General features: G+C 51.5%; 19 protein-coding genes. 8 read left to right on the top strand and 11 right to left on the bottom strand.

Annotation, left to right across the window (positions count from 1 at the left end):
• Window positions 1–1,139: 1,139 nt before the first annotated feature.
• Entirely contained in the window at window positions 1,140–1,904 is a 765-nt protein-coding gene (locus KP814_RS27045; protein WP_216739702.1) for a transcriptional regulator, read from the top strand.
• A gap of 92 nt (window positions 1,905–1,996) precedes the next feature.
• On the opposite strand, the gene KP814_RS27050 is transcribed toward KP814_RS27045, so the two are convergent.
• The 7 genes from KP814_RS27050 to KP814_RS27080 all read right to left on the bottom strand — a co-directional run bounded on the left by KP814_RS27050 (window position 1,997) and on the right by KP814_RS27080 (window position 6,596).
• The gene (locus KP814_RS27050; RefSeq protein WP_216739703.1) at window positions 1,997–2,407 is read right to left on the bottom strand and encodes a hypothetical protein; all 411 of its coding nucleotides are present in this window, start codon (window positions 2,405–2,407) and stop codon (window positions 1,997–1,999) included.
• A 714-nt stretch (window positions 2,408–3,121) separates the two neighbouring features.
• Complete coding sequence (locus tag KP814_RS27055; protein ID WP_216739704.1) at window positions 3,122–3,748, bottom strand: HAD hydrolase-like protein; 627 nt, start codon at window positions 3,746–3,748, stop codon at window positions 3,122–3,124.
• Between the two features lie 22 nt (window positions 3,749–3,770).
• Entirely contained in the window at window positions 3,771–4,013 is a 243-nt protein-coding gene (locus KP814_RS27060; RefSeq protein ID WP_216739705.1) for a hypothetical protein, read from the bottom strand.
• 306 nt (window positions 4,014–4,319) lie between these two features.
• The gene (locus tag KP814_RS27065; protein WP_216739706.1) at window positions 4,320–4,763 is read right to left on the bottom strand and encodes a DUF6334 family protein; all 444 of its coding nucleotides are present in this window, start codon (window positions 4,761–4,763) and stop codon (window positions 4,320–4,322) included.
• A gap of 144 nt (window positions 4,764–4,907) precedes the next feature.
• Window positions 4,908–5,303 (bottom strand): Imm7 family immunity protein, encoded by a 396-nt coding sequence (locus KP814_RS27070; RefSeq protein WP_216739707.1) that lies wholly within the window; start codon window positions 5,301–5,303, stop codon window positions 4,908–4,910.
• Window positions 5,304–5,340: 37 nt separating this feature from the next.
• Window positions 5,341–5,811, bottom strand: a complete 471-nt coding sequence (locus KP814_RS27075) for a hypothetical protein (protein ID WP_216739708.1) — start codon at window positions 5,809–5,811, stop codon at window positions 5,341–5,343.
• Window positions 5,812–5,870: 59 nt separating this feature from the next.
• Window positions 5,871–6,596: a hypothetical protein gene (locus tag KP814_RS27080; protein ID WP_216739709.1), complete on the bottom strand. Its 726-nt coding sequence runs from the start codon at window positions 6,594–6,596 to the stop codon at window positions 5,871–5,873.
• Window positions 6,597–6,916: 320 nt separating this feature from the next.
• Here KP814_RS27080 and KP814_RS27085 point away from each other — a divergent pair, with 320 nt between their 5' ends.
• The 6 genes from KP814_RS27085 to KP814_RS27110 all read left to right on the top strand — a co-directional run bounded on the left by KP814_RS27085 (window position 6,917) and on the right by KP814_RS27110 (window position 14,474).
• Window positions 6,917–8,533, top strand: coding sequence for a peptide ABC transporter substrate-binding protein (locus tag KP814_RS27085; protein ID WP_216739710.1), 1,617 nt, complete (start codon window positions 6,917–6,919; stop codon window positions 8,531–8,533).
• Between the two features lie 84 nt (window positions 8,534–8,617).
• Window positions 8,618–9,538 carry an oligopeptide ABC transporter permease OppB gene (gene oppB / locus KP814_RS27090; RefSeq protein ID WP_216739711.1) on the top strand — a complete coding sequence of 307 codons (921 nt, stop codon included), beginning with the start codon at window positions 8,618–8,620 and terminating at the stop codon, window positions 9,536–9,538.
• A 9-nt stretch (window positions 9,539–9,547) separates the two neighbouring features.
• A complete protein-coding gene (locus tag KP814_RS27095; protein ID WP_127970628.1) occupies window positions 9,548–10,480 on the top strand; it encodes an ABC transporter permease subunit in 933 nt (310 codons plus the stop codon).
• 70 nt (window positions 10,481–10,550) lie between these two features.
• Window positions 10,551–11,540: an ABC transporter ATP-binding protein gene (locus KP814_RS27100; protein ID WP_216739712.1), complete on the top strand. Its 990-nt coding sequence runs from the start codon at window positions 10,551–10,553 to the stop codon at window positions 11,538–11,540.
• A gap of 24 nt (window positions 11,541–11,564) precedes the next feature.
• A complete protein-coding gene (locus tag KP814_RS27105) occupies window positions 11,565–12,560 on the top strand; it encodes an ABC transporter ATP-binding protein (protein ID WP_216739713.1) in 996 nt (331 codons plus the stop codon).
• Window positions 12,561–12,686: 126 nt separating this feature from the next.
• Window positions 12,687–14,474: an aminopeptidase P family protein gene (locus KP814_RS27110; protein WP_216739714.1), complete on the top strand. Its 1,788-nt coding sequence runs from the start codon at window positions 12,687–12,689 to the stop codon at window positions 14,472–14,474.
• A 247-nt stretch (window positions 14,475–14,721) separates the two neighbouring features.
• Here the strand turns inward: KP814_RS27110 and KP814_RS27115 are convergent, their stop codons facing one another.
• Window positions 14,722–15,273, bottom strand: coding sequence for an NAD(P)H-dependent oxidoreductase (locus KP814_RS27115; protein WP_216739715.1), 552 nt, complete (start codon window positions 15,271–15,273; stop codon window positions 14,722–14,724).
• A 122-nt stretch (window positions 15,274–15,395) separates the two neighbouring features.
• On the opposite strand from KP814_RS27115, the gene KP814_RS27120 reads away from it, so the two are divergent.
• Window positions 15,396–16,289 carry a LysR family transcriptional regulator gene (locus KP814_RS27120; RefSeq protein WP_216739716.1) on the top strand — a complete coding sequence of 298 codons (894 nt, stop codon included), beginning with the start codon at window positions 15,396–15,398 and terminating at the stop codon, window positions 16,287–16,289.
• Window positions 16,290–16,542: 253 nt separating this feature from the next.
• On the opposite strand, the gene KP814_RS27125 is transcribed toward KP814_RS27120, so the two are convergent.
• From KP814_RS27125 to KP814_RS27135, 3 genes are all read right to left on the bottom strand, one after another.
• Window positions 16,543–17,292 carry a hypothetical protein gene (locus KP814_RS27125; RefSeq protein ID WP_216739717.1) on the bottom strand — a complete coding sequence of 250 codons (750 nt, stop codon included), beginning with the start codon at window positions 17,290–17,292 and terminating at the stop codon, window positions 16,543–16,545.
• Window positions 17,289–18,440 (bottom strand): hypothetical protein, encoded by a 1,152-nt coding sequence (locus KP814_RS27130; RefSeq protein ID WP_216739718.1) that lies wholly within the window; start codon window positions 18,438–18,440, stop codon window positions 17,289–17,291. The genes KP814_RS27125 and KP814_RS27130 overlap by 4 nt, the downstream gene beginning before the upstream one ends.
• A 74-nt stretch (window positions 18,441–18,514) precedes the next feature.
• Window positions 18,515–18,613: IS3 family transposase (locus KP814_RS27135; RefSeq protein ID WP_216739722.1), on the bottom strand; the 99-nt coding region annotated here is incomplete at its 5' end.

An 18,613-nucleotide genomic window follows, 5' to 3' on the forward strand; every position in this document is an offset into this window, starting at 1 on the left:
AATTTCACTTGATACGATGCCGACGCAAAGTTGCAGGGAACAACTAGCGATAAAACAACAGCCGAAGGAAACAGCACGCAGTCGCCGTTCCTCTCAGAAGCGTTGGAAATGTTTGAATGGCCCGCGCCATCTGCGAAAAATAAGCCAAAAGTCGCTCAGATAGAGTTTCTAAGCACCTGTTTTTAAATGGCTATTTTTCTGAATTAAAGTGCGGGCGGACGAGTGCGTCCTGGTGAAAGTCGGAAAAGTACATCCATCACTTATTTACTCCTCGCGGGGAAACCCCAGCTTGATACCCTTCAAGTCACAATATTGATATGAGACTGCATGCAAAAAAAGAAAGTATGCTTTCCTTTATGTACATAACACCTGAAGACATCCTCATTCTGCTATGTCTTCAGTGAAAAGTTTATGAATTTAACATTAATAAATGTTAGGAATTGGATGCATCAATGCACTCTCTAAGCGCTACAACCACCGTGTGCAATGTATGTCACAGCAGTCAATATACAGCCAACTTCCACAGACCATTTGCAGCCAATTGTTCACAAATGGCCAGCTCACGTTAGCGCATTATTTAAAACAGTTCAACCGGTAAAGAACAAGGTTATTAATACTTGGGAACGTTTACTTAAATTGATCTGATATTAATTTGATTTGGCGCATTCTTTTAAATTTTATCGTTGTCAACCGTAGAAAATAACGTTGCGCAGTATGAATTGGCAGCCAATAGCGGGTTACCTATAAATATAGTAGCTCTATTTATAATCAATATTAAAAATTAGTTAACAAATACACGCCATCCAAGTCACAACATTGCCTCATCTTTTCAACGCTCCAGCGCCACGGCGCCCACTCCCTGACAGAGGCGGAACCTCACCGGCCCGCACACACAGGATCGCCAGCAAGTCCAACCAGACGAAGTACGAAAGAAACGGCAAAGCGCCATAGGCATATCGTGGTGAAGTATTGCGACCGCAGTCGCAATAACTGGCCTGGGTTCTGACGGGCTTTCGATACAGGCCCAGGCTTACGCTTTTTTGCTAGCATCGAATGATAAAGACGTCTGGTATGATCCGAAGGTGTTAAACGCCTCTTGGGCGAGCATCCTAACAACAAAAATCACGGAGTCTGACGAGATGCATATCGGGCCGAAGTTTTTACTTGCCGCCATCAGAAGAAGAATTAAAGACGAGGGGCTGAGTTACGGTTATTTGTCCGAGAAGACCGGTATTCCCCTCTCCAGCATCAAACGTCACCTGCATAACCCGTCTCTGGGGCTGGACAAGATCCTCATGTACGTCAGCTTTCTCAATACCGATCTGGTGGAGCTGACCAAACTCGCTAACAAGCTTCAGCACGAAAACGAGCTGTTTATTTCCGACAAACAGAGCGAGCTGTTTCTGGAGCACCCCTACCTGCTCGACTTCATCAATATGGTGACCTCTCATAATATGACGCCGGACGCAGTGGCGGAGAAACATGGACTCAGCGAAACCAGCCTGCGCTTTTACCTGCGCATCGCTGAAATACTTGGCTATATCGATGACTTTGGCGACGGCTCCTTCTACCAGTCCGGACGTCGCTATCTATTAGAGGAAGGCTCTGCCCTGGACAGCCTGTTTCGCCGCCGCTTTCAGGAGGAATCCCTGTCCCACCCCATCCACCCCGGCGTCTGCGTCGGTCGCATCAGAATGACAGAAGCGCAGAGAACCCAACTCGAAGACGACCTCTACGACAAACTGGTCGAACTCAACGCCGTGAACACCTCCAACGACGAAGGCGAACCCACCAACGTACTCATGCGCTGCACCCCAGGCAAACTAACCCAGTTTTCCGACGGCCTGCCGGATATCGATGGGCAACTGCTGAAGTATGTGTCGGAGATGTTTGCTAAGGCTTAGGGGGGATTTGGCGTGATTGTGCAGAGAGGGCGTGGTTATGGATCTATTTTTCCCTGACTGACCGTATCAATGCCAGGAATTCTGTATAGCGCTTACCGCCATATATTTATAATTGCGCTGATAAGCAGCCCAAAAACTAACACTGCAAATGTTTGCCATCCATAATCCCATATGCTTTTTTGGCGCCTCTTTGAAATAAGCTGGCATTTAACCAGGCAGGTATCTTTTGGAATGTCCAACTCAAAAGATATAGGATATGGCGAGTACGCCAAGAACTCTTCAGCCCAAGTAGAGCCTTTATCCACGCCAAGAAAGTTATCGTCTTTATCGTAGTATGAGAACGAGGCATGAAAGTCGTCGCCTTCAAGAAGGCTTGGAGCCTCTATCCTCGCCTGAAAAAATGCTCTCAATTTTTCTTCATCACCGTCGATAAATGAGCGGTCTCGTACTACGTATTCAAGAATTTTGATTTCAGCACCGACTTTTTCTAGTTCAATGTTCAATTTAACGCCTCCAAAAACCTTTTTTGGATATAACTTATTACCATTTCTGCATCCTCACAATTTACCATCCAGATTAAGATATAGACTTGATAAATGAGCAGCCCCCTAGCCTTAGGTTATGCCAAATTAGTACACTCAAATACTCTGAGAAAGCAATTTATTTTTATAGACAACCAACTTCACACTCATTCTTTTAAGTTGAAAGTAAACTTAATCCCATCAGGCAGAACGATAAATCTACCTTCTTGAAACCCTAAATATATAGCCCCTCCCTTTATGTTGGGGTTCCAGCCATTATTCAGACCAAAAATTATAGCTTCTCGAACAGTCTTTGGCCTAACCTCCACCCCCCAAGCGTATGGGTCTATATATAGAATTTGTCCGCTCGACTTTTTAAAAAATACAGTAATATGGCTAGCCCTGCTTTCTAAGCATCCACCTCGGATACACCAGCTATACTCAACTCCATTTACAACTATTTTCCGAATGTTTGTGCTAGTCATTTTAATCAATATGCCCTTTAACACCACAACCAAATATAAAGCTCAAACACTTAGCCAAACACTCACCTGGGTCATCCTGAGGCGATTGGACATTTATCAAATCAGAAACAAAGTAAATGGTTTCACTCTTCATTTTTGTCCACCAACCAGTTTTAAGTTCTAACTGCGGCAATGATTTGTTCACAGTTTTGATGCTAATAACTGCTGACTATCATATGCCAATGAACCTAAAGGCCTTGTCAGATTCAGTGTAGTCGCCAATGGATTGAGCAGTATGAATCCGACTTCCCACCGATATAAAGTTATAGCCGAGCGCTTCGGACGCCTTCCAATCCCAAGGCCCATCACCAAAGTAAGTTTTAGAGTCGTAACTCCCCTTGCTTGCACGCATTTCAGCCACCCTCATGATCTCCGTCCTGCAGTAATGGTCTGAAGATGAAGCCATCGCTATCCCTGGAAGGCTGATGCCAGCCGCGTCCAGCTTCATCCTGGCGGTTTCGGCCCAACCACCTGTCGCAAAAGCGATCGCCACATCCTGACGTTTTACGAGCCGTGACAAAAATTCAACCGCCCCACAAATGGGAGACAGTTCATGGTGCGAAATATATTCTTCTACGCGCCTAACAAATTGTGCTTTTACATCGAAAAAAATACGCTCCCGTTCCCTCTGAAGACCGGCTTTTTCAATTATCTCGGAAAGAATTCCTGCGTCAGTGACATGACGATACCGCCCCCAGTCAGAGCCAATCGAAATACCCATCACATCTTTTACGGCAGCCTGAAAGCACTCTGCATCGAAATCGTAGGATTCGACCAACGTTCCGTCTATGTCAAACATGACTAGATGCACGTCCTCTCCCCTAACCATCAAATTGCTGTCTGATTACCTGCCACTGCTCCCATGCCTTCTCGGGATCGATATCTGAGTACCCCCTCGATTCCTCAAGCGCTCTTACCTGATGAATCGTACCCATCTGGCATGTGGCGCTATCTCTTATTGCGATAACTTCATCTTCTGTAAGAGGTTCGCCTTTTTCACGCTCTTTATTGAGGAGCACCGCCACCAATGCCGGAATCGGTATTGGAATTAGATTATCAGCCATCTGTCACCTACCATTTTTAGCTATTTAGCCCTATAAACCCGATCATCCACTCGCTAAATACGATTTCAAGGAAATACTCTGTAGAAGAGAATCCCCGGAAACCATGGCATAGTGAGTAAAGTAGCGAATTTGAGATATTGAGCGCCATTTTCACCTCTCATGGCGGAAAATATGCACAATTATTCACCACATAGTGCGACTTGCCTGGATTAGGCCCCTTTCCTCAAGCCCTTTTTTAGTAAACATTTCTTTCGCAGTTTTATCTTTGAAAGGGTTACCGAGGCCTTTACTCCTTGTAACATCAAATTATTGAGTAAATGTAATAGCACTGCACTTTTCCGCAATATCTCGCTGCTTGATTTCTGAACCGAGAGCAACCAGTTGTACTATTACTGAGCGAGATTCAGTACTTTTCGCAAATTCAAGCTGAATTCCATCAAAGTAGCCTTGCTGATTATGAAGCATCCAAGACCATAGCAGCGGATTTCCAATTGCTAATGACCAAGGCCGTCTTTTCATAAATGATATGGATTTCCATTTAGGGTCACTGCACCAATCGTTTGCATGCAGCACAAAACTGTCATCCTCTTGGACCACAATGTAAAGTTTTGACTCCTCGAAAATGAATCCCATCGCGCATAAAACACACTCGGTACTGCTCTCTTCAGAATTCTCAAAATACCCAATAACATCTACTAACTTTTGCTCAGAATTTGCGTAGTATGATAATATTTTTTGATTTACGCTCATGCCTAATATTTCTGCCCTTTATTCCCGCCGGTTTGATAGTCTTGATAACAACTGGGGAACGACCGCTAAGAGTCTTCTTTAAGGAATTTTAGCGGCTTGTTATGAGCGCTCGCCAGGTTGCCTCTACTCAGATTCTTTACAGTTTTAAATTTCGTATGTCTCAATAATAGGATCGCAGGGAGATAGAAGACTATCCTTCATTTTAACAACCTTCCCTCTCGCCATTCGCCACACTTGAAATTCATTATCGTAATCTGAATTTTCCTGGTCTCTAATATACAAAAGCCCATGCGAGCCTTTGGCTATTTCGCCGATACGAATGAACAGCTCTAAAACCCATGACTTGTAATGATTTCTATCCCCATCAAACCTTACATATGGCGAGCCATTTTGATAAAAGAGTTCGACTCTTGACATATTGTCTTTGTATTTCACAATTTCCAACTGAATTTCACGGCAGTTTTCCTCACGAAGAACTGTGTCGTCTTCAGCCTCACAAGAGCCCTCCCAGACAGTAACCCAGCCGTGATATTCGAACATTTTTACACCTCATTCCGCATACACTGTGTGCTCAGATTTAGTCGCCCCTATGTCTAGGCGGTTTATAGAAAAGGCCTTGTATACGCCCAGGCCTGTAAACAGCAAAATACCAAAACACAACGGCTGACACAGCGCCAACGAAGCTGCAGAAAAGCGCCTGGATCAATAAGGATGGCTCAGCATCCTGACCGAAAGGTTTTAGCCAGTATACAAACACAAAACCAGGAAGAAGCGCGGGCGCGATATACCAAATCAGCTTGTCTTTCTTCAGTTTGTTTAGAAGCAAATGGCCGGGAATCGCCCAGATTACCAGAACCACTAGCGCCACCAATGTGGCCACGCCAGCGATTACGGCGGAAATTCGGAAATCAGAGAACTCATTATTAATGGAGTCAATCACTGCTGTGAGAAATACCAGCAAAAATACCGTGAGCAGCATGGCTAAGCTGGCTATTAGTGTGTTCTTCATAATATGTACGCCGACACTTACAACTGATGATGCGCCCACCAATCATTGCTTCCTTTCAAATCTTAGTGGACGAATTAATACCTGATGAAGAAAGTAGACTACGTTGTCTTATAGACATACCAGTTCCCAACGACATGCTCTATGTAAATATAGTTATCATCTGACATGCTGGGGGCGTTTGATCCAGCTGGCACGAATAGGTAACCAACTGAATTGTCGAGCATTCCGCCTATGTTTACATCAACTATTCCGCTTCCCTTCTCGTAGCGCACAAGATTCAAATAAAGCGCTTTGGCCGCTACCGTGGCTTTATCTGTATCAATTTGTGCTTCTGAGGCAATGGCGCTCAGGCTGTCAATGTTGCTACGTAAAAACTCTTTCAGCTCAGAGTCTAACCGCAAAGTAAGCAGCATATTCTGATACTGACGCTCTTCTTCTTTTGTTCTTTCGGATTTACTTTGCGCCTCATGTAAAGCCATAAAAAATAGGCCGGGTAAGGCGAGGTTTCTTACTGCGGAAATCTTCCATTTTTCCTGGTCATTTATTAAATAGATATACCAGTCCTGGGATTTCCCATCTTTTGAAAGCAATACCGCGTAGATTTCCCTCTCGGGCGTTTTCTCAAGCGCTCTTAAGCTAATTTCTATGCCTGTTGGCAGACTTTCACCTAAAGTGGGGCGATCTAAATAGTGCTCCAGCATTTCACCGGCATACACTTCCTTTTTATTCTTTATTCCATCCTGACTAAAAAATTGCTTCACAAGTTGCTGCTCATCCGCAAAAGCAACCAGTGGCAAAAACAAAAGAATGCTCAAAATTCGCACAGTATTTCCTCAGTAACCCTAACGAGCTATTCAACCACAGCCGATCCCAACTCCCCAACCGCTTTTTCACCCGACTTCAACACCCTGCAACGACACAAAATCCAGAATGAACCGATGACCGGGCGCTGTTTCTTGAGACGCAACTCAAGCTTCTAATGTTTCAAAAATCGACTCGTCATCCTCCAGCCAGTCTCACTTTCTGAGACCGCCAAGCTCTGATTCTGATCCTTCATATTGAGGTTTTCAAAGGGTGTTGAGAACGAATTGTATACAATATACATTCCCTCGTTGCATAACGAAAATAATACGACGAGGTAGTCATGAAGATAAGCAAACTACTGATGCTGGGCGCTATTTCTCTGATAAGCAGCGTGTGTACGGTAAGCGCAGTGGCGAAGCCCTACCCTCCAGGAACTCAACTCGCAGCCCGACAGGAAATTACGTTGAACAATGGTGGCGAGGTCACGTCTGTCGATCCCGCCAAGTATGCGGCGGAGCCCGCTTTTAATCTGGGTCGCGATCTGTTTGAAGGCCTCGCGATTCAGGACAAGACCGGTAAAACCATTCCCGGAGTGGCGGAGAGCTGGTCGGTCAATGACGACAACACCGTCTACACATTCAAATTGCGGCATTCACAGTGGTCAAACGGCGATCCGGTGACCGCTCACGACTTTGTTTATAGCTGGCGTCGCCTGCTCGATCCCAAAACCGCCTCTCCTTACGCCTGGTTCGCCGCCATGCCGAAAATCAAGAACTCGGCGCAGATCATGAAAGGCGAAGCGGACCCCGCGACCCTCGGCGTGCGCGCGGTGGATGATTACACCTTTGAAGTCACCCTGGAGCAATCCGTTCCTTTCTTCCTCAAGCTCATCACCCATCCAGTGCTGGTCCCTCTGCATGAGGCTACCGTTGAGAAATACGGCGCTGCGTGGACGCAGCCGGCGAATATCGTCACCAACGGCGCTTTTACTGTGTCCGAGTGGAAAGTGAATGAAAAAATGGTGCTGAAGAAAAATCCTCATTACTGGGATGCGGATAATGTGGTGCTGGAAAAAATCACCTGGCTGCCCATCGGCGACGCCAATGTGGCCCTGAACCGCTATCTGGCTGGTGAAATTGATCAGGCGTTGTCCATTCCTTCCGCGCAGAAGAAGCAATTGCTGAAAAAGTTTCCAGAAGAAGTGGCCAACACCAGCGCGTCCCTGGGTTCCGTTTACTACTACATGAACACCGTCGCCGGCCCCACCCAGGATGTACGCGTGCGCACCGCGCTGTCCTACGCCATTGACCGCGACATCATGACCAAGGCGATTCTGAATAACGGCGGCGTGCCTATGTACACCCTGGTGCCGCCGCAGACCGACGGCTACAAGCCTTACACGCCCGAGTACGCCACCTGGACGCAGAAGCAGCGCAACGAAAAAGCCAAACAACTGCTGACGGAAGCAGGCTATGGCAAAGACAAGCCGTTGAAGCTGACCTTCACCGTGCCCACGTTCTCCAATGACGTGAAGATCGCCACCGCCATGGCGGGCATGTGGAAGAGCGTGCTGGGCGTGCAGGTGGAGATCAAGCAGCTGGAGCCGAAAGTGTTCTACGCTTTGAAAGAAACCGGCGACATTCACCGCGGCGGCTGGGTCGCCGACTACAATGAAGCCTCCTCCTGGCTGGACGTTTTCGTCTCCTCCGGCGAATTCAACGACTCCAAATACAGCAACCCGCGCTACGACCAACTCATGCAATCCTCCAAGGTATTGAGCGATCCCTCCAAAGAGTACCGTGAAGCGGAGACGCTGCTGATCAACGATATGGCGATCATCCCGGTGTACCGCTACGGCAATGATCAGTACCTGATCAAACCCTATATCGGCGGCTATGAACGCACCAATCCGGAAGCCTCCTACTACCGCAAGAACGTGTATGTGAAAGCCCATTAAAGTGGGCGATCTCTTGGCCTGGATGTCGGAAGTACAGAGCCGGTGCGTCCAGGCCCTTTTTAACGGATTCCTGAGAGCGTCATTATGTTGCTATACATTTTGCGTCGCCTGTTGATCGCCATTCCGACGCTGCTGTTCATCGCCCTGGTGTCGTTCTGGCTGATGCACGTCGCTCCCGGCGGCCCTTTCGACATGGAGCGTCCCATGCCGGAAATCGTGCGCGCCAATATCGAAGCCAAATACCATCTGAACGAGCCGTTTTTCACCCAGTTTTTCATCTATATTCGCGATTTCGTACAAGGCGATCTGGGTCCGAGTTTCGTGTACCAGGACTTCACCGTGACGCAACTGGTGGGCCAGTCCTGGCCGGTGTCGGCGACGCTGGGCGTGTTGTCCTTCTGTATTTCCGTGCCGGTGGGCATGCTGCTGGGAACCCTGGCGGCGTTCAATCGCAACGGCAAGCTCGACTACTTTCTGATGTCGTTGTCCATGACTGGCGTGGTGGTGCCCGCTTTTGTGCTGGCGCCGGTGCTGGTCGCGATCTTCGCCATACGCCTGGATTGGCTGCCCGCCGGCGGCTGGGAAGGCGGCAAAACGGCCTTTCTGATATTACCTGTATTGAGCCTCGCCATCGGCTCCGTCGCCAGTATCGCCCGGGTCATGCGCGGCGCCATGATCGAGACCCTTAACCAGCCTTACATCCGCACCGCCATCGCCAAAGGTCTCTCCACGCCTTATCTGCTGTTTCATCACGCCTTGCGGCCCTCGCTGATTCCCGTGGTGGCGATGTTAGGCCCTGCGTTTGTCGCGGTGGTCACCGGATCAGTGATTATCGACATCTTCTTCGGCACCGGCGGCATGGGACAGCACTTCGTCTCCGGCGCGCTGAATCGGGACTATGGCCTGGTGATGGGCATCACCCTGATCGTGGCTTCGCTGACCATCTTTTTCAATCTGGTGGTGGACCTGCTGTACACCGTCATCGACCCGCGCATTCGCATTTAGGAGGCCGTCGTGCTGACAACCAGAAAACTCGACCCGCAATGGTTCTCCGATCAAGTTACGGCTCCTGTCGAAGCGGTGGCGGGACGCAGTCTGTGGCAGGACGCCTGGATGCGTTTCCGCAAGAACCGCGCCGCCATGGCGTCGGTGTACGTGTTGCTGTTTATCGTCGTTTGTATCGTCATCGGACCTCATGTCGCGCCTTTCAGCCACGATGAAATCGATTGGAACGTGGTGGCCGATCCTTACGAGCTGGGCAAGCCCTCCCTGGAAACCGGGCATTACTTCGGCACCGACGACCTGGGTCAGGATCTGTTCGCCCGTACCATGCAAGGGGGGCGTCTCTCTATCATGGTGGGCTTTATGGGCGCCCTCGTCGCTGTGGTGATCGGCACGGTCTGGGGCGCCATTTCGGGCTATGTGGGCGGGCTGGTGGACAGCGTCATGATGCGTGTCATCGAAGTGCTGGATTCCGTGCCGTTCATGTTCATGGTGATCCTGTTCGTCACCCTGTTCGGCAACAATATCTATCTCATATTTATCGTCATCGGCATGGTGTCCTGGCTCAACATCGCCCGCGTGGTGCGCGGCGTCACCTTCAGCATCAAGCGGCGCGAGTTTATTGAAGCGGCGCACTCCATCGGCGTGTCCAAACTCACCATCGTACGTCGCCATGTGCTGCCCAACGTGCTGGGCATTGTGATGGTGTATTCGTCGCTGATGGTGCCCGGCTTCATCATGTTCGAATCCTTTCTGAGTTTTCTGGGCCTGGGCGTGCAGCCGCCGGACACCAGTTGGGGAATCCTCATCGCCGAAGGGGCGAAAACCATCGATGTAGCGCTCTGGTTACTGATGTTTCCATCCCTGTTTCTGGTCGCCACCCTGTTCTGTTTCAACTTCATCGGCGACGGCCTGCGCGACGCCCTTGATCCGAAGGACCGTTAACTCTCATGCGCCCCGGACCTCTCATGCATCTAATAAAAAAGCAATCAGCCAGTAAGCGCCAGGAGCTCTCATGACCATATTGTCCATCGAAAACATGAATGTTCGCTTCGAAACGCCGGACGGACTGGTGCAGGCGGTCAGCGATCTTTCCTTCACCGTGCGCGCCGGCGAAACTCTCGGCATTGTCGGGGAGTCAGGCTCCGGCAAAAGTCAGTCGGTGTTCGCCCTGATGGGACTCACCGCCGATAACGGCCGGGTGTCCGGCGCCGCCAATTTTCATGGCGAAAATCTGCTGGCCATGAGTAAACGACAACTCAACCGCATTCGCGCGGAGAAAATCGGCATGATTTTTCAGGACCCGATGACCTCTCTGCATCCATTCCTGAAGATCGACAAGCAGCTCACCGAAGTGCTGATGATTCATAAGGGCATGAGCAAAGCGGCGGCGCGGGCGGAATCCATCCGCATGCTGGACGCGGTGCGCATTCCCTCGCCGCAGGCGCGTATGGGCCAGTATCCCCACGAGCTGTCCGGCGGCATGCGGCAGCGCATCATGATCGCCATGGCGTTGCTGTGTCATCCAGAACTGTTGATCGCCGACGAGCCCACCACCGCCCTGGACGTGACCGTGCAGGCGCAGATTCTGTCGTTGTTGTGGGAGCTGCAGGGGGAATTCAATACCGCCATTCTGCTGATCACCCACGACATGGGCGTGGTTGCGGAAATGTGCGACCGGGTGCTGGTGATGTATGGCGGGCGCAAGATGGAAGAAGCGGACACGGAAACCCTGTTCGAACGTCCGGCCCACCCTTACACCCAGGGCCTGCTGAAGGCGATTCCGTCGATCACCGAAGATATGCCGCGCCTGCCGACCATTCCCGGCAATCCGCCCAACGCGCTGATCAACAGCAAAGGCTGTCCGTTCCGGGAGCGCTGCGACTTGCAAAAGCCCAACTGCGAGACCGCCCTTCCGCCCCTGACGCGGCTCGGCGCCACGCAACTGGCCGCCTGCCATGCACTGGCGCAGAACAAAACCACGCCACTGGCGCGCACCGCCTGACGCCATCGACACAGGATCTGCTGGATGAACGCAAAAGAAGTCTTACTCTCCGCCCGAAACCTGGAAGTGCACTTTGCCATCGGCAAACACATTCTGCCCAGCCGACGTCCGCGTCTGAAGGCGGTCAACGGCATTGACGTGGATGTCTATCGCGGCGAAACCCTGGGCATTGTGGGCGAATCCGGCTGCGGCAAGTCCACCCTGGCGCGCGCTTTGTTACGGCTTATCGAGCCCACTCGGGGCGAGTTGCGCTGGAAAGGCGAAGACATGCGCGGTTTCGACAAAAAAGCTCTGGTGCGCCGTCGCCGGGAGTTCCAGATGGTGTTTCAGGACCCCACCGCCAGTCTCAACCCCCGTTTGACGGTATCGGAATGCATCGCCGAGCCTCTGCTGACCCATGAGCCCGGTCTGCAACGCCGGGAAATCGAGCGCCGGGTGATCGCCATGATGGATAAGGTTGGTCTGTCCGCGAGTCAGCGCAACCGCTATCCCCACGAATTTTCCGGCGGCCAGTGTCAGCGCGTCGGCATCGCCCGCGCCCTGATTCTCAACCCGGATCTGGTGGTGTGCGACGAACCGGTCAGCGCGCTGGACGTGTCTATCCAGGCGCAGGTGATCAATCTGCTGGACGACCTCAAACAGGAAATGGGACTGACCCTGGTGATGATCGCCCACGACCTGAGCGTGGTGCGTCATATCAGCGATAGAGTCATGGTCATGTACCTGGGCAAGCCCATGGAAGTCGGCCTGTATGACCGGGTTTTCGATCAGGCGCAGCACCCCTACACCAAGGCGCTATTGTCCGCGGTCCCGATCGCCAATCCCAGACTGGCGCGGCAACGGGAGGTGCAGCTTTTGCCCGGCGATCTGCCCTCGCCGCTCAACCCGCCCAGCGGCTGCGTCTTTCGCACCAGATGCCCAGAGGCCACCGACCTCTGCGGGAGCCAGCCGCCCACTCAGAGCGGCTCTGACGAGCATCATATTTTCTGTTCCAACACTTTGTTATTGGCGGGCCAATGAGATCGCTCGCCAACATGCCGGCGCCGGGATGCGCTTATCGTGGGAGACAGCACCTGACACGCGCAGGGTCTGTCGTTTTCAGTTTTTCCGCTGATTTAATCGTCTGTCATTAGGAAGTTTTAAACTATGAGCACGCCCTCAGTCACGCAACGACTCGAACACCTTCGCAAGGCGATGGACAAGCAGGCGTTCGCCGCCTATATCGTCACCAACAACGACCCGCATTCCAGTGAGTATTCGGCTGATCATTGGCTGACTCGGACCTGGATTTCCGGTTTCAACGGTTCGGCGGGCAATGTGGTCGTCACCGGCGATGGCGGCGGCCTGTGGACGGACGGTCGTTACTTTATTCAGGCGGAGGAGCAACTGGCGGGGTCAGGCCTCAAGCTCTTCAAAGCCAGGCTGCCGGAGACGCCTACGATTCCCCAGTGGCTGGCCGCCACGCTGCCGGAAAACGCACGCGTGGGCGTGGACGGTCGCTCCATCAGCCGCACATTTTATCAGGAGCTGTTGGAAGCCTTCGCGCCCAAGTCGATTCAGTTGGTTCTGGATCAGGATCTGATCACGCCGCTCTGGTATGACCGCCCCGCTCGCCCCAAAGCGCCAGTGTTCAACCATGAGTTACGTTACGCCGGCGTGGACGCCCAGGAAAAAATGCAGCGCATTCGTGACTGGATGACGGAACAACAGGTGGACGGTCTGCTGGTCTCCACGCTGGACGATGTCATGTGGGCGCTGAATATTCGCGGCGGCGATACGCCCTATTGCCCGATATCCGAGTCCTATCTGCTGGTCACCGCGCAGCAAAGTCAGGTCTTCATCGATCGCGACAAGTTGCCCGAAGCGGTGGAATGCACCCTGGCGGAATATGGCGTGACGGCGCACAGCTATGAGCTTGTCGTCGAAGCGGTGAATCAATTGCCGGAAGGCTGCAAGCTGTCCATCAATCCCGCCAGCGCCAACAGCCTGTTGGTCAACCAGATCAAGCCTGAGATCACGCTGGTGGAAACGCCCTGCCCGGTCACCGACATGAAGGCGCAGAAGAACCCCACGGAAATGGAGAACTTCGAGCAAGCGCTGCGTCTGGACGGCGTGGCCATGGTGAATTTCATGTACTGGCTGCAGGCGCAGGTTCCCGGCGGCAAGGTCACCGAGTTATCTGCGGAGAAGCAGTTGCGGGAGTATCGTCGCGCCACGTCCAGCTATATCAGCGACAGTTTCCGCACCATCGCCGGGTTTGGTCCTCACGCGGCGAAGATGCACTATTCCGCCGGCGCCGACAGCAACGCCACCGTGGATGAGAGCAACTTCTTCCTGGTGGATTCCGGCGGCCAGTATCCGGGCGGCACCACCGACATCACCCGCACCTTTCATTTTGGAACGCCCACCGCGCAGCAATGCAAGGACTACACGCTAGTGCTCAAGGCGGTGATGCGGCTGACCCAGACCGTGTTTCTGAAAGGGGCCACCGGCGCCAATCTGGATATCATGGCGCGGGGCATGCTGTGGCGTCATCGCATCGACTATAAGTGCGGCACCGGCCATGGCGTCGGTCTGTGTCTGAACGTGCATGAAGGCCCGCAGAATTTCTCGCAGAATCCCAAAGAAGTCGCCCTCAAACCCGGTATGGTCATCACCAATGAACCCGGCGTGTATCGCGAAGGCGAGTATGGCGTGCGCATCGAGAACATCATGAAAGTAGTGGAGCTGGAGGAAAACGAGTTTGGCGTCTTCTATGGATTCGAAACCATCACCCTGGCGCCCATCGCGGTCAACGCTCTGGATATGTCCATGCTCAGCACGGAGGAAACCGATTGGCTCAACGCCTATCACTGGCGCGTGTACGAAGCGCTCAGCCCCTATCTGGAAGCGGCGCAAACCGCCTGGTTGAGGAACGCCACCAAGCCGGTTTAACCGCGCATATCAAACAAACACGCCGTTTTTAGCTTTACCCGTTTATCTGAAATTGGCAGGGCCTGTTCATGTTCGGGCCCTGCCTCTCGCGGCGTATCGCCGCACCAGCGCATCCGTGCGCCCGGTTATTAACCTGTCAATGTTGGCGTCAGGTTAATAACAAGCAGTACAGGTAGTAGAAGTACAAGAAGGTCCATCCATGTATTGCCCGGCGTTCGCCGGGCTTTTTTTGCGGGATTCGAAGCACCTACTGACCCCGTACAAATTCGCTCCGCCAGTTTTGGATATGGGTGAGATAACGCTGACAGGCGACATCCAGTTCCGCATCGGTCAGGTAGTCGGCCTGATACACCACAAACGGATCTCCCCAGGGCAGACGGCAACGATTGGCGGTCGCTTGCAGCGGCGTCAGCAGGGTTTCCATGGTGAAACGATTCTGCCCGCGAGGTTGATAAGCCGCCTCGGTATTGCCAGCGGTGGTGGCGATCATGACAGGCGCGCCTTCGAAGCGGCGCCCGGTGTTTTCGTAATCCAGGTAGTACATGTGGGTCAGCACGAGGTCCTGCCAGCGCTGCAACAATGGCGGCGTGGAGTACCACTGTATAGGAAACTGCAGAATCAGGCGCTCGCTTTGCAACAGTCTGTCAATCTCCGTGGCGACGTCTATACGCTCATCCGGATACAGCCGATTCATATCCACCACATCCAGATTGTCGAGGGTTTGCGCCGCCGCCATCAGTGCAGCGTTGATGCGTGAAGGGCGATAACGGGAGTGAAACATCAGCAGTGTGGTTTTCATCGTTGGCAGTCCTATTCAGTTGGTTTTCAGCGCGTTGCTGCGCTGTGTGTCGATAGGTGCTAGATTGCGCCACGGGCTTATATTAATCTAATCGATAGTTTATATATTTGATTATTCGTTTTATGAATTTACGCGGCGTCGATTTAAATCTGTTAGTGATTCTGGATGCGTTAATGGACGAGCGTCATGTCACGCGCGCAGCGAAGCGCCTGCACTTGTCGCAGCCAGCCACTTCCAGCGCCCTGGAACGCTGTCGCCACCTGTTTGGCGATCCTCTGCTGATTCGCGGTCGTGGCGAGATGCGCCTCAGCGCCAAAGCGGAATCCCTGCGTGAGCCGATCAAGGCGCTGTTGACGCAGGCGGAGCGCGTGATTAATCAGGCTGATACGCCTCTGGCTGAACTGCGCCAGACCATACACATCCTGATGGCGGACTTTCCCGTTTCCGCGCTGCTGGGGCCATTACATCAACGCCTGCTGACCAGCGCCCCCAACCTGGATTTGATCGTGCAGCCCTGGCATGGCGCCAAGTCCGCGCTGGAGCAGCTTGCCAAAGGAGAAGCCGATCTGGCCGTGTCAGTGTTTCCCAATGTCGGCGCCTCATTCCGCTGCGTTGAATTGTTGTATGAAGACTATTGCGTGCTGATGCGCAAAGACCATCCCGCCGCCCAGGACTTCAACCTGCAACAATGGCTCGCCTATCCCCATGTCCTGGTCTCCGGCCGCGGCGACGCCGACAGCCCCGTCGACCAAACCCTGCAAGCCCACGGACTCCGCCGCCGCGTCGCCCTCGTCGTCCCCTACTTCCAAATGGCCCCGGACCTCGTCGCCCAATCCGACTACATCGCCCTCCTGCCCATCCACTGCGTCCCCCAAGACACCACAAAATTCACCGTCTTCCCGCCCCCCATACCAGTAGAAGGCTTCCCACTGCACCTGGCATGGCACGTGAGACGCCAGGCGGATCAGGCGGTGAGTCATGTGGCTGGGGTGATTCGGGAGGTTACTGGGGGGTGAGTTGTGTAATTATCCCCCATACACTTAGGGAACCTCTGAAAAACTACCTGCGTTGCCATTGCGGCGTCAAAATTCGGCTCAAAATGCTCATTTATATCACGATAAACTGCGCTTTTTCGCCGACTTTTTCCTTGCACTGGCGGCCTCGCCGACGTTTTTCAGAGGCTCCTTAGTACCACAGAGCCTAACTCGTTATGTTTATTAAAAATATAAACATACCCATTAAATGTAGAAGCAAGAAAAGTTAAAACTTCTATACTTTAATAAGCTCAACCATAGACATGATACGTTTGGCATCTTCGTACATACGTTGATAACTCAACTTCTTATCACTGACTTCTGACGTCATCCGAAAGTTAAATGTCAGATAATAGTTATTGGTTAATGGGTAAGCCCAATAATAAGTAATACCAGTTCCCGGAATTCCTTCTCCGTCAATGCAATATTTCAACCACTGCACTCCATTGAGAGACAATCTTTCATATGTTTCAGGCAACTTTACGAGCAAAGGAGATAGTCCGTACCCATGAGGGTTTTCTTCACGCTTGTTACGTTTTTCCCAGTTGACTCCTACATTGCCATCATTGTTGCGCTCCGTTTCGTAGTACTCCCAATAGTCCCTTTTTAAATATGATTCAAGGCTATCAAGGCAACCCTCTTGAAGCGAGGTATGGTGTTCTACACGGTTTACGTCAATGTATAAGCACACACGGCTAAGTTGACCGAAATAGCCTTGTAGGAACGAGCCTTTATAGGCCCACCATTCAAATTCCATCCGTACGAATGTGCGATTGTATTCTTTTTCGCAACCATAAGAATTGAATATGTCGCTCCCCAGATTGACTTGTGCGGGTCTTGGTTTCTTGGGTCTGCCGATATCAATAGCGTTCCCCGGCAACTTATACCCTAGCCTGTAGTCACCTATACCGCACTCCTTTGCGGTCAGATTTGAAAAGTTCGGCCCTTTACCGGTTATAAGCGGCCTTACCAATTGCTTGATCATGATATGCCAAATTCCTTCATAGTAAGCTTCGCCAGCTTTTCCGCTCTCTTGTGATAACCGTTCATCTGTAAGTGGCGAATGGCTGACTCTCTACTGAGATAGGGTAATGTGTGTGGGCTGGCCTCAACAGGGCGCTTATCACCAAATACTAAATCCATGTTACTTAAACTACGCCAAAACGAACGAGGAGATAGGTCATTGAATCCCGCAAGGTTCGGCACCAGGTCGTTGGGATGATCCCGTTTAATCTCATCTATGATCATACCCGCTTTCATAAAAGCATTCTCTGCACGTGTCTTTTCATTTCCACCCGCATGTATAGATACCCTTTGCCCTTTCAGGCTAATGCCACGCATATTTACTAGTTCTACAGCGCGAGTCAGAATAATGCCGCCCTGACTGTGAGCGGTCCACTTCCGCGTTATGCCTTTCTGCTGAGTCTCTATCATCGTAACCGCCAAGAATTCAGCCACTTTTGTGGTTGAAACTTTGTCCTGAATACACTCGAAAAAGTCGAAAACCGCGCCTCGGGTTGGGTTATACACTAACGTATAAGATTTCGCGTAGTCTTCCCAATAAGCTGTGTCCACATGAACACCCATTAACCATCTGGCTTTGCCCAGGTCATTTGACATTCCATTAACGGCGACATGTTCTGTGTTAATTGTTCTAACTAGCTGAGGCTCACCCCATGCTCTTTCTAGTTCAGGGATGCTATCGGGGCCTAACTCTTCATGCCAGCGAACACCAGAAGTACGCTGTACCTCGAACAACCCCATTTGCTGCATTTTCTTTGGCGTCTCAAGATTTGTAGCGCCTCGCTCCAACCTCATCCGGTTAATAACTATCATTTCTGGGTTCACGTTGTACATGAAGCTGATTCCACCCGGACACCTCTTTTCACGCGTGAACATAGGCTCTTTCTTGAACCCTTTACTATTCCATCCATAGCCACCGTCACTGGTCAGTTTGAGCGCCTCATTGTAAACCTTCGTTCTATCATACATGTTCAGAGTGCGCATGAAGGTATCGGCTTCTTTGGTGATCATCAATTTCTTGCCAGCCTTCTTTTGTTTTAGATTCCATGAAGGCAGAGGGTTTTCCAAGTCGATAAGCTGGTGTTGGGCGGGGAGATTGCTTTCTTGCATGGAGCTTTCCTTAGTTGAGTAGAAAAGCAAGAATGCTAGCAATATGATCCTGCCCACAAAGATTAGACACGTCATTAAGCGACTTTCGATACTTCATAACTCTCTGGGCTGAGATATCCATTTGCGCTGTGAAGACGGGTTCGATTGTAATCCACTTCGATATACTCAAACAC

Origin of the sequence: Hahella sp. HN01 (assembly GCF_018986435.1) — a bacterium.
Lineage (GTDB): Bacteria > Pseudomonadota > Gammaproteobacteria > Pseudomonadales > Oleiphilaceae > Hahella.

What these genes read in the sequence shown, in the direction of transcription:
- KP814_RS27045 (WP_216739702.1), top strand. Translation starts at nt 1,140, where the DNA reads ATGCATATCGGGCCGAAGTTTTTACTTGCCGCCATCAGAAGAAGAATT.
- KP814_RS27055 (WP_216739704.1), bottom strand. Translation starts at nt 3,748, where the DNA reads ATGTTTGACATAGACGGAACGTTGGTCGAATCCTACGATTTCGATGCA.
- KP814_RS27060 (WP_216739705.1), bottom strand. Translation starts at nt 4,013, where the DNA reads ATGGCTGATAATCTAATTCCAATACCGATTCCGGCATTGGTGGCGGTG.
- KP814_RS27065 (WP_216739706.1), bottom strand. Translation starts at nt 4,763, where the DNA reads ATGAGCGTAAATCAAAAAATATTATCATACTACGCAAATTCTGAGCAA.
- KP814_RS27070 (WP_216739707.1), bottom strand. Translation starts at nt 5,303, where the DNA reads ATGTTCGAATATCACGGCTGGGTTACTGTCTGGGAGGGCTCTTGTGAG.
- KP814_RS27085 (WP_216739710.1), top strand. Translation starts at nt 6,917, where the DNA reads ATGAAGATAAGCAAACTACTGATGCTGGGCGCTATTTCTCTGATAAGC.
- oppB (WP_216739711.1), top strand. Translation starts at nt 8,618, where the DNA reads ATGTTGCTATACATTTTGCGTCGCCTGTTGATCGCCATTCCGACGCTG.
- KP814_RS27100 (WP_216739712.1), top strand. Translation starts at nt 10,551, where the DNA reads ATGACCATATTGTCCATCGAAAACATGAATGTTCGCTTCGAAACGCCG.
- KP814_RS27105 (WP_216739713.1), top strand. Translation starts at nt 11,565, where the DNA reads ATGAACGCAAAAGAAGTCTTACTCTCCGCCCGAAACCTGGAAGTGCAC.
- KP814_RS27110 (WP_216739714.1), top strand. Translation starts at nt 12,687, where the DNA reads ATGAGCACGCCCTCAGTCACGCAACGACTCGAACACCTTCGCAAGGCG.
- KP814_RS27115 (WP_216739715.1), bottom strand. Translation starts at nt 15,273, where the DNA reads ATGAAAACCACACTGCTGATGTTTCACTCCCGTTATCGCCCTTCACGC.
- KP814_RS27120 (WP_216739716.1), top strand. Translation starts at nt 15,396, where the DNA reads ATGAATTTACGCGGCGTCGATTTAAATCTGTTAGTGATTCTGGATGCG.
- KP814_RS27125 (WP_216739717.1), bottom strand. Translation starts at nt 17,292, where the DNA reads ATGATCAAGCAATTGGTAAGGCCGCTTATAACCGGTAAAGGGCCGAAC.
- KP814_RS27130 (WP_216739718.1), bottom strand. Translation starts at nt 18,440, where the DNA reads ATGCAAGAAAGCAATCTCCCCGCCCAACACCAGCTTATCGACTTGGAA.